General features: G+C 40.9%; 10 protein-coding genes and 2 pseudogenes. 8 read left to right on the top strand and 4 right to left on the bottom strand.

Annotated features, from left to right (window positions below):
• Positions 1-141 precede the first annotated feature (141 nt).
• The 3 genes from CDG79_RS37570 to CDG79_RS37555 all read left to right on the top strand — a co-directional run bounded on the left by CDG79_RS37570 (position 142) and on the right by CDG79_RS37555 (position 1186).
• The gene (locus CDG79_RS37570; RefSeq protein ID WP_223278581.1) at positions 142-378 is read left to right on the top strand and encodes a hypothetical protein; all 237 of its coding nucleotides are present in this window, start codon (positions 142-144) and stop codon (positions 376-378) included.
• 309 nt (positions 379-687) lie between these two features.
• Complete coding sequence (locus CDG79_RS37560; protein ID WP_094346622.1) at positions 688-942, top strand: hypothetical protein; 255 nt, start codon at positions 688-690, stop codon at positions 940-942.
• A 58-nt stretch (positions 943-1000) separates the two neighbouring features.
• Positions 1001-1186, top strand: a complete 186-nt coding sequence (locus tag CDG79_RS37555; protein ID WP_094346621.1) for a hypothetical protein — start codon at positions 1001-1003, stop codon at positions 1184-1186.
• 71 nt (positions 1187-1257) lie between these two features.
• Here the strand turns inward: CDG79_RS37555 and CDG79_RS37550 are convergent, their stop codons facing one another.
• Positions 1258-1512, bottom strand: a complete 255-nt coding sequence (locus CDG79_RS37550) for a hypothetical protein (protein WP_094346620.1) — start codon at positions 1510-1512, stop codon at positions 1258-1260.
• Positions 1513-1642: 130 nt separating this feature from the next.
• Complete coding sequence (locus CDG79_RS37545; RefSeq protein ID WP_094346619.1) at positions 1643-1888, bottom strand: hypothetical protein; 246 nt, start codon at positions 1886-1888, stop codon at positions 1643-1645.
• Between the two features lie 340 nt (positions 1889-2228).
• Here CDG79_RS37545 and CDG79_RS41765 point away from each other — a divergent pair.
• The 3 genes and pseudogenes from CDG79_RS41765 to CDG79_RS37535 form a co-directional block, all read left to right on the top strand.
• Positions 2229-2447 (top strand): annotated as a pseudogene (locus CDG79_RS41765) (TauD/TfdA family dioxygenase); the annotation flags it as partial.
• A gap of 160 nt (positions 2448-2607) precedes the next feature.
• On the top strand, positions 2608-2868 hold the full coding sequence (locus CDG79_RS45085) for a gamma-glutamylcyclotransferase (RefSeq protein WP_262985877.1): 261 nt from the start codon (positions 2608-2610) through the stop codon (positions 2866-2868).
• Positions 2814-3236, top strand: a complete 423-nt coding sequence (locus CDG79_RS37535; protein ID WP_262985876.1) for a gamma-glutamylcyclotransferase — start codon at positions 2814-2816, stop codon at positions 3234-3236. Before CDG79_RS45085 ends, CDG79_RS37535 begins: the two co-directional genes overlap by 55 nt.
• A 1034-nt stretch (positions 3237-4270) precedes the next feature.
• Here the strand turns inward: CDG79_RS37535 and CDG79_RS37530 are convergent.
• Together CDG79_RS37530 and CDG79_RS37525 are read right to left on the bottom strand one after the other, a co-directional pair.
• Complete coding sequence (locus CDG79_RS37530) at positions 4271-5221, bottom strand: WD40/YVTN/BNR-like repeat-containing protein (RefSeq protein WP_094346618.1); 951 nt, start codon at positions 5219-5221, stop codon at positions 4271-4273.
• A gap of 468 nt (positions 5222-5689) precedes the next feature.
• Positions 5690-6568 (bottom strand): NmrA/HSCARG family protein, encoded by an 879-nt coding sequence (locus tag CDG79_RS37525; RefSeq protein WP_094346617.1) that lies wholly within the window; start codon positions 6566-6568, stop codon positions 5690-5692.
• 129 nt (positions 6569-6697) lie between these two features.
• Between CDG79_RS37525 and CDG79_RS37520 the strand changes: the two are divergent.
• Positions 6698-7171: pseudogene (locus tag CDG79_RS37520) on the top strand (LysR family transcriptional regulator); the annotation flags it as partial.
• A 20-nt stretch (positions 7172-7191) separates the two neighbouring features.
• The gene (locus CDG79_RS45695; RefSeq protein ID WP_442946282.1) at positions 7192-7620 is read left to right on the top strand and encodes a substrate binding domain-containing protein; all 429 of its coding nucleotides are present in this window, start codon (positions 7192-7194) and stop codon (positions 7618-7620) included.
• The last annotated feature ends 78 nt before the right edge of the window (positions 7621-7698 follow it).

The raw sequence follows: 7698 nt of genomic DNA, 5'->3' as shown, positions 1-7698 counted from the left end.
TAGTGAACCACGAGTTCGTAAACGTCGCCCGAAAGCATACCCCTTAATGACGAAACCTCGGCACGAATTACGAAAGCAGTTGCAAACTGCTTAACCACAAGTGTTTCGGCTTTTCTTAGTGCCATTCCCCTAAAGAGCAAAGTGTTTGGAGTAAGTTTTTTCCGGGATTGGGAGGTAATTAAGTATTTCCAGGGTTTTACTACTGGTGATATTGTCAAAGCTCATATTCCTACTGGTAAATTTGCCGGAATTTATACAGGCAGAATTGCAATTAAGTTTCGCCCTAGTTTTGTTTTGCACACTTTGGAACAAAACTTTGGTGTTCATCCTAAATATCTGAAAACCATACACAAAGCTGACGGCTATGAATACAAATAATGATGTCTTAACGGACAATTCTAATATCAGAATAAATTCCTCTCCCGCTAAACTTGATAGTTCTATTGGGAGTCCCACTTCCCCAATTAAGATGGATAATTTGCAAGAATTAATAAATACAATTCAACCCAACGTTAAAATAACTCTAGAATCTGAAACTAGAATTACTTTGCAGGGTAATTTCATTTAAAAATCTGGCATTGATGACCTTGAGTATTTTATTGTTTTGAGGTTAATCTCAGCATCTTTTCCTTTTAATAACAAGCTAGAGCGCCGTACTGATCAAAAACCAAAAATGATTACTTACTTGTGAAAATTCCTAATCAACTTGAATTTAAAGGTAACACAATTGAGGCACACGAGAACCATAAAGGGTTTGAAATAATCGTTACCTATTACCAACCAGATCCCTACGATGTAGGTTCTTATATCTACTACATCAGAAATTCTAGTTTGGAGTTAGTAGTCGATAGCTATAAAGACCGCTCATACGGGGAAGAGTCACTAGAAAAAGCATTAAATTATGCAAGATTCACTATAGAAAATCATTTAATTGAATATTAACTATAGCTTTTGAGCAAGATATGGAATTTGACTGTAGAGCAATAAGAGATAAAGACAAATGGGGATTAAAGTGACTTACTCAGTTTATATAGAATCTAACTCTGGCACAAAAGCGGATGTGTTAACCAATTTGCCTGATAGAACTGAAGCGTTAGAATCTGCCTTAAAACTGAATCATATTGTCAAGGACGCAGGATACAGAGGTAAGGCTTGTAAAGTTGTTGACCATGATGGGGAAAAATGATCCTGGAATAATCAAAACTGAGAGTTTATATCAGGAGAAAAATATCTAACCGAGGGTTTAATCGGAAAATTTCAAGCCGTTTTGATAATAACCCATTTCGAGTTTTTGATATTGTTTAGATATTTGTCAGCGTAGCGGAAAGCTGCTGCCTTATCGTGTTTTGCTAGATTCAGTGCTTGTAACAATACGGATAAAGGAATTGCCACCTGTGTGAGCTTTTCAGCTAATATTACTGACTCTTCTTCTGTTGCTGCTACTGTCGCTTCTAATGGTTCAAATTTTATTTGCTTATTTATACGGTTATCTAGCATTGTAGTATCAGCCATAAATCCACCTTCAAAACTTGTATAATGCAGTTTTACTGAAAGGCAGCAGGAATGAATCCGTGTTTGTGCGGGACTTATTAATCAGCTAACTTCATGAATCCGCACAATTGCCGTAGCGAGCGCATCTTGATTAAAAATTTCCTTCGCCATCTTTTTCCAAGATGGCAATTAATTCAAACACTCGCATATTTTCTCCCGTCCAAACTTTATCTAGTAACCGCAAATTTTCAAGAGTTAGGTCGCTCTCTTTCACTATCGATATATTTGTTTTGCCCAGTGCCATCAACAAATCTTCAAATACCACTAAGCCATTTGTACAGTGACTAATTAAATTACGTTGAGACAAATCCGTGTCATCGAGTTCAGCCTTACCCACTTTAGGCTTGCAACAAAGCCGTGTTGATGTAGGTTGTAAACTCCCAGTGCTACTTCTAAGCTTAATGCTCTTTGAGTGCAAGCTTTACACCCCAACGACATTAATTTGGCATAACGACAAATAAAAAGTCACTGTACAGTTAGAAGACAATCCAGAGTTAGCCCAAATTATTTACGCTCTCAATATACGAGAGATTCAGAGTAATTAGCGAGGGCTGGAGAATGTTTTAGGAACAGAAGAATTAGGGACAAAAGAGCAAAGTGTTTGGAGTAAGTTTTTTCCGGGATTGGTGGGAGATAAATTATTAGTGGGGTAGGTAAATCTATACTGTAGGCTAGCTTATGCCCATATTTGGCAAAGAGGATATATTGTGTTTTGGGATAACTCCCAAGTCATGCATACAGGTATACCCTACGATGCAAACAAGTATAAGCGGATTGCCCTGCGTGTTGGTGTTGTAAATATACTAAAAACGATTAAAACAAGTCGCAAGTCGCAAGTCGCAAGTAAGTTTTGTGACGGGGGTTTAGACCCCGACCCAAAACTTACCGGTTATTGAACCGGGGGACTTAAACCACGGTACTCTGTTAAAGATTAGACTTTGCTTGATCTCCCGGTTATTAAATGCCGATACCATAGTATTATGATTATGGGTTGAATAAAGTAAAGACCACTTTATTATCTTGTCACTAACACGTTTTGATCTCGAATCTAGACGCTTGCAACAGACAATCATACAGTCTGGAACTGGCGTTATATTAAGTGAAGCTCAGTTGGAAGAATCACTCAACCAAACACTTCGACAACATCAGCCCAATTCTGATATTTGGTTGTTTGTATATGGTTCTCTAATTTGGAATCCTATCTTGAATTTTGCAGAACAACGGATTGGTAAAATATACGGCTGGCATCGTCGTTTTTGCCTGTGGGTACCTCAAGGTCGCGGTACACCAGAAAATCGAGGATTAGTATTATATTAGGTCTAGATAGTGGTGGTAGTTGTCGAGGTATTGCCTACCGAATCGCTGCGGTTGATGTATCATCGGAACTACCACTGCTTTGGCGACGGGAAATGGTAGTTGGTTGTTATATCCCACGTTGGGTGAGAGTGTTTGACGGTATTCAACAATTGCCAGCGATTACCTTTGTGGTTAATCGCCAGCATCGTGCATATACTGGTGAGATTTCCTTAGAAACCACGATTAACAGCATTGCAATAGCATCTGGAGAGCTTGGTTCTTGTGCTGATTACCTCTTGCAAACTGTCAATGGATTGATGAAAGTTGGAATAACGGATCAGCAATTGCTTTGGCTTTCCAAACAGGTGTTGTCCCGGCAGAATCAGTGAGGTTTTCATATCAGATGTTTGTTGTAAATGTGCCAACATTCGAGCTTCTCCAATCCACTCATCAAAGTCAAAATTATAGGATAATTCATCATTATCATTATTAAACTGAGTGATAAATTCCTCAGTCGATTCGATTTCGAGTTTGACGAACAAGTATTTAGACCAGTCGCTTGTATCGGTTGCTCTAACTATCATGGGGTGAAATCCGATGAACATTTTTTAGTCTGTGGTATATATCCTTTGGCATATTATGATGATGAGAATCGTCCAGACTTTATCAATCCATAACAACTGGCTAAACCGATATTTTGTGGCTCAAGTCATGGTCATAATCATGACTTTTTTCATGAGTGATTGTGTCAGATATTTCTACAATAGTTGTATCTCATCAGATTGATATTGAGATTTTAAACCTCAAATCTTGTGTCGGCACACAAACTAATCCCTAATCATCACAATACCTTTCATATATGTAATTAGAAAAACATCGCTATTTTCTAAGTATTGCTGGAGATTTCTGGAATAATCATTATGCCTTGTGTAGTCAAATGACAATTCCAACTCAAACATTAATTGATGTTTTCATCAACTGAAGAGGGACTCATGATTAATCGGGCTATAGACATAATTTTCGTAGATTCTTTTGCCTTTGTAATTAATATCACATTTGGAACACTGCTTCATACTAAAATATGCAATTATTCCTGGGAAGGGAAAACACCCTTTAATTCTAAACCTGAAGAGATTGGCTCTAATCCATCCATTTCACCGTCATCTTCTGAAGATATACATTAGATAGAGTCTGTTTGAAAAGTCCAAGATAGTTATAATTCATCATTCTGAACAAAGCGAAGTGAAGCGAATAATCACGATTTTTCGTTGGAATCGAGATTCTTTACTTCACTGCATTCAGTATGCCAAATATACTTTTCAAACAGACTCTAACTTTCAGGAGGCAGGAGGACGTTCGCGCAGCGTGTCGTAGACAACGAACCACCTCCCACCCGATGAGTGAGAAATTCGGGCAATCTGGTTCAGACTATAGCCAATGCTTGAATGTTAGGCAGTTTTTCTGCTACTAACTGCCAGTTTTCTCCCAGATCCTCACTTGTAAAAAGCTGATCGCCAGCACCAACAAAAATCCTGCCTGCTGTATCCAACGTTAAAACCCGAACCATAACATCAAACTTTGACGGCAATCCCTGTTCAAGTTGTTGCCAGTGTTCACCACCATCTAAGCTTCGATATAGTCCAGCATTTGCTCCTAGCGCCCAAGTCGGTGGGGGACTTGCAGCCGCCGCAACAAAAACTAAATCTGTTTGTGACTTAGATACTACACAAGCTACAGTATAATTACGCTCTAGTCCCTGCATCATCCGTCGCCAGTGCTGACCTCCATCATCACTGCGATAAAAACCGTTCCCAGTCGTTGCATATAACCGCAAACCATCACCAACAGGGACAACTGTATGCACATCCCAATACAATCCCTCGTTCAGGCTATCCCAAGTCTCACCCTGGTTGTGACTTATATAGATTCCTCCCTTTTCAACCCCAATATAAACACCATCTCTATTCGGATCTGGTGCGATGTCGCGAACATGAGGAATATGTGGCGGTGGCGGAAAAGTCCATTGCTCATAACCTGGAATTTGCCGGATTGATTCGTACCCTTTCCAATTTTTTCCTCCATCATCACTTTGATAAAGCAGTGCTGGTGACACTCCTAAATAAAGTCGCCCCGTCAGATGAGGATCAATTGCAAATGACCAAACTTCCTCTTTCACTGGTTTTGGGTGAACTATCTTCCAAGGAGCGTTTTCTGTTTGACACCAGAGTGAATCCTCTCTTGTCAACGCATAAACCTTCAGACCCTTTGTTGCCAGAAATTTCACTCTTTGCGGGGAAGATTCAACTTCAACAACTGTGTTATCACTTTTTAATTGGAAAAGACCATTTTCTGTACCAATCAAAACTTGAGACATAAACTTTCTCTTTTGAAGATACTTTACTACTTTTAGCTTAGAACTTTTATTGGTGAAATACATCTACACACCGATAGCTAACGCTAACGTCTTGCATTCTGACTCCAGGAGGACTAAATTGGCTCTCCCAGACTTCGTTTGATAAATTAATACTAAAAAACAGTTAAAACACCTGATGTAACTAGGTTTCGCTCAAACAGAATCAAAGATTTAATAAAAATATGCTTTCTGATTCTTGAATCCCTTACTATATAAGGACTTAACCTGATATCAAGTATTAATTTTCTATAACTAGTCTAGGAGAGCCGAAAAAATAAAACTCGTCCCAGTTTTATTCAGGACGAGTCTTATTCAAAATCAAGAGCGTCAAATAGATATCATTCAATGTTTATGTCTGATTTTTAGGTCATTGACTGAAGAATAGTAAATTGTGTCAATTCACATTTTTGACCTGACATCGAACGCGCTTTAATCTGGTTTTGTCCAGTCGTGGTCGCGCAGATAGGATTCAAAGTCGCTTGAGGAAGGAAAGTCACGTTTCAACTGTGCTAAATCCGCTCCGTAGCCGATATTCTCAAACCAGCGATACATAATGGTCACTTCCTCCCCAGCTTGCTGCTCAAACGCTTCAAACGGAATTTGCTGGTATTCGACGGTTTTGCCCAACACGAGGCTGAACGCGGCAGCGATTTCTGGCATCGTCATCTCCACACTGGCGACTTCGATTTCGCGGTTCAAGAACTCGGCGGGGCGATCGAATACCTCAGCGACCATTGCTCCGTAATCTTCTTCAGAAAGTTGCTGCAATTTTGTTTCAGGACTGAGCGGTTGGGAGAGAGTGCCTTGCTCCACCATTGGACGCATTGAGGCGTAGTTGTAAAAGAAGAAAACTGGACGCATGATTGTGTAGGGCAAGCCCAGCGATCGAACGGACTCTTCGACTTGAAATTTACTGTCGAAATGGGGAATGCCCGTGTTGCGTTCGGCGCTGCCCACAGAACTGTAGACGAAATGCTCGACACCTGCCGATGAAGCTGCGTCTGCAACGCTTTTACCATCTCGGATCTCGGCTGATAATCCGCCTTCTTTGAGAAAAGTCTGCAATGAAAAAACACCATAAGCACCTTGCAGAGCGCGATCGAGCGACGCGCGATCGCTGAAATCTCCGGCGACGAGTTCTGCCCCCGCTTGTTGGAGTGCATGGGCCGCGGACTTGTTTGGATCGCGCACAAAAGCACGTACCTTGAAGTTACCGCACTTTAAAAGATGACGCGCCACTGCGCCACCCTGATTGCCCGTGGCTCCGGTGACTAAAATAATTTTTTCTGCTGTTGTTTGCTGTGTCATGTCTGTTTTTTTATGCTGTTTGTGTATTTGAAATTTATCTTCTCTAAACAGTAGCTTGTGCAGAAAAAAAGAAAAAGTAGTTAAAATTCAAAACAGTTGTGCAAAAAATTCAAAGATGCGTTTCGGTTAATGGACAAGCTCAAAAGCCTGATGATTTTTATCCGCTCCGCTCAATCTGGCAGCTTTTCGGAGGCAGCACGACACTTAGGTATGGCTCCTTCAGCTGTGAGTCGAGCCGTATTGCGCTTGGAAGATGACTTGGGGGTGCGCTTGCTCCAGCGAACAACTCGCAGTTTGACCCTGACCGAAGATGGCAACCGATTTTATCAACGCTCTGAGCAAATTCTCAACGATTTGGAAGAAGCCGAACTCGAAGTCAAACAATCGCAATCAATGCCCCTCGGAACATTGCGGCTCGATCTGAGCTTTGTGTTTGGCAAAATACATATCGCTCCGGCTCTGCTGCAATTTGTCACACAATATCCAAAGCTAAATCTGAATGTTTCTTTTAACGATCGCACGATCGATCTGATTGAGGAAGGCATTGACGCGACAGTGCGGATTGGAATGAGCAGTGATAGCCGTTTAATCATGCACCATCTGGCAACTGCACACTACGCTACATCACTTGTGCCTCACCGCAGTATCTCGCTCAGTATGGCACGCCCACAATACCCACAGAACTTTTGCAGCATCGCTGTGTCAACTTTATCTATCCACAGACTGGGCGAGAGCCTAAATGGAAGTTTGAACAAGATGGAAAAGCGATTGACCTTTGTGTTGAGAGTTATCTGCGATTCGATAATTCAGAAGTCATTTTAGAGGCAGTCATTCAAGGAGCTGGTGTAGTTCAATTTCCCAAATTTATCGCAGCCAAAGCGATCGCGCGTGGAGACCTCCAACCAATTCTTCAATCCTACGCGACCCAAGTTGGATTACCGATCTCCGTGTTGTACCCGCAAAAACGCTATCTCTGTGCTAAAGTTCGCGTCTTTGTTGAGTTTATGACAGAATTGATGGCTGCATTAAAGCGAGTTGATATTGTAGATTGAAAGCTATTTATTTAGAGACAGTAGGTGTTGCAGAAAATCTTCAGCAATTTGTCAAATCAATTCCAAATTACAATCAGT

The organism is Nostoc sp. 'Peltigera membranacea cyanobiont' 232, assembly GCF_002245985.1.
Classification (GTDB): Bacteria; Cyanobacteriota; Cyanobacteriia; order Cyanobacteriales; family Nostocaceae; genus Nostoc.
This window is presented reverse-complemented; position numbering and strand designations above follow the sequence as displayed.

Excerpts from the sequence above, each read along its gene's own strand:
- CDG79_RS37555 (WP_094346621.1), top strand. The coding sequence starts at position 1,001 with ATGGGGATTAAAGTGACTTACTCAGTTTATATAGAATCTAACTCTGGC.
- CDG79_RS37550 (WP_094346620.1), bottom strand. The coding sequence starts at position 1,512 with ATGGCTGATACTACAATGCTAGATAACCGTATAAATAAGCAAATAAAA.
- CDG79_RS37530 (WP_094346618.1), bottom strand. The coding sequence starts at position 5,221 with ATGTCTCAAGTTTTGATTGGTACAGAAAATGGTCTTTTCCAATTAAAA.
- CDG79_RS37525 (WP_094346617.1), bottom strand. The coding sequence starts at position 6,568 with ATGACACAGCAAACAACAGCAGAAAAAATTATTTTAGTCACCGGAGCC.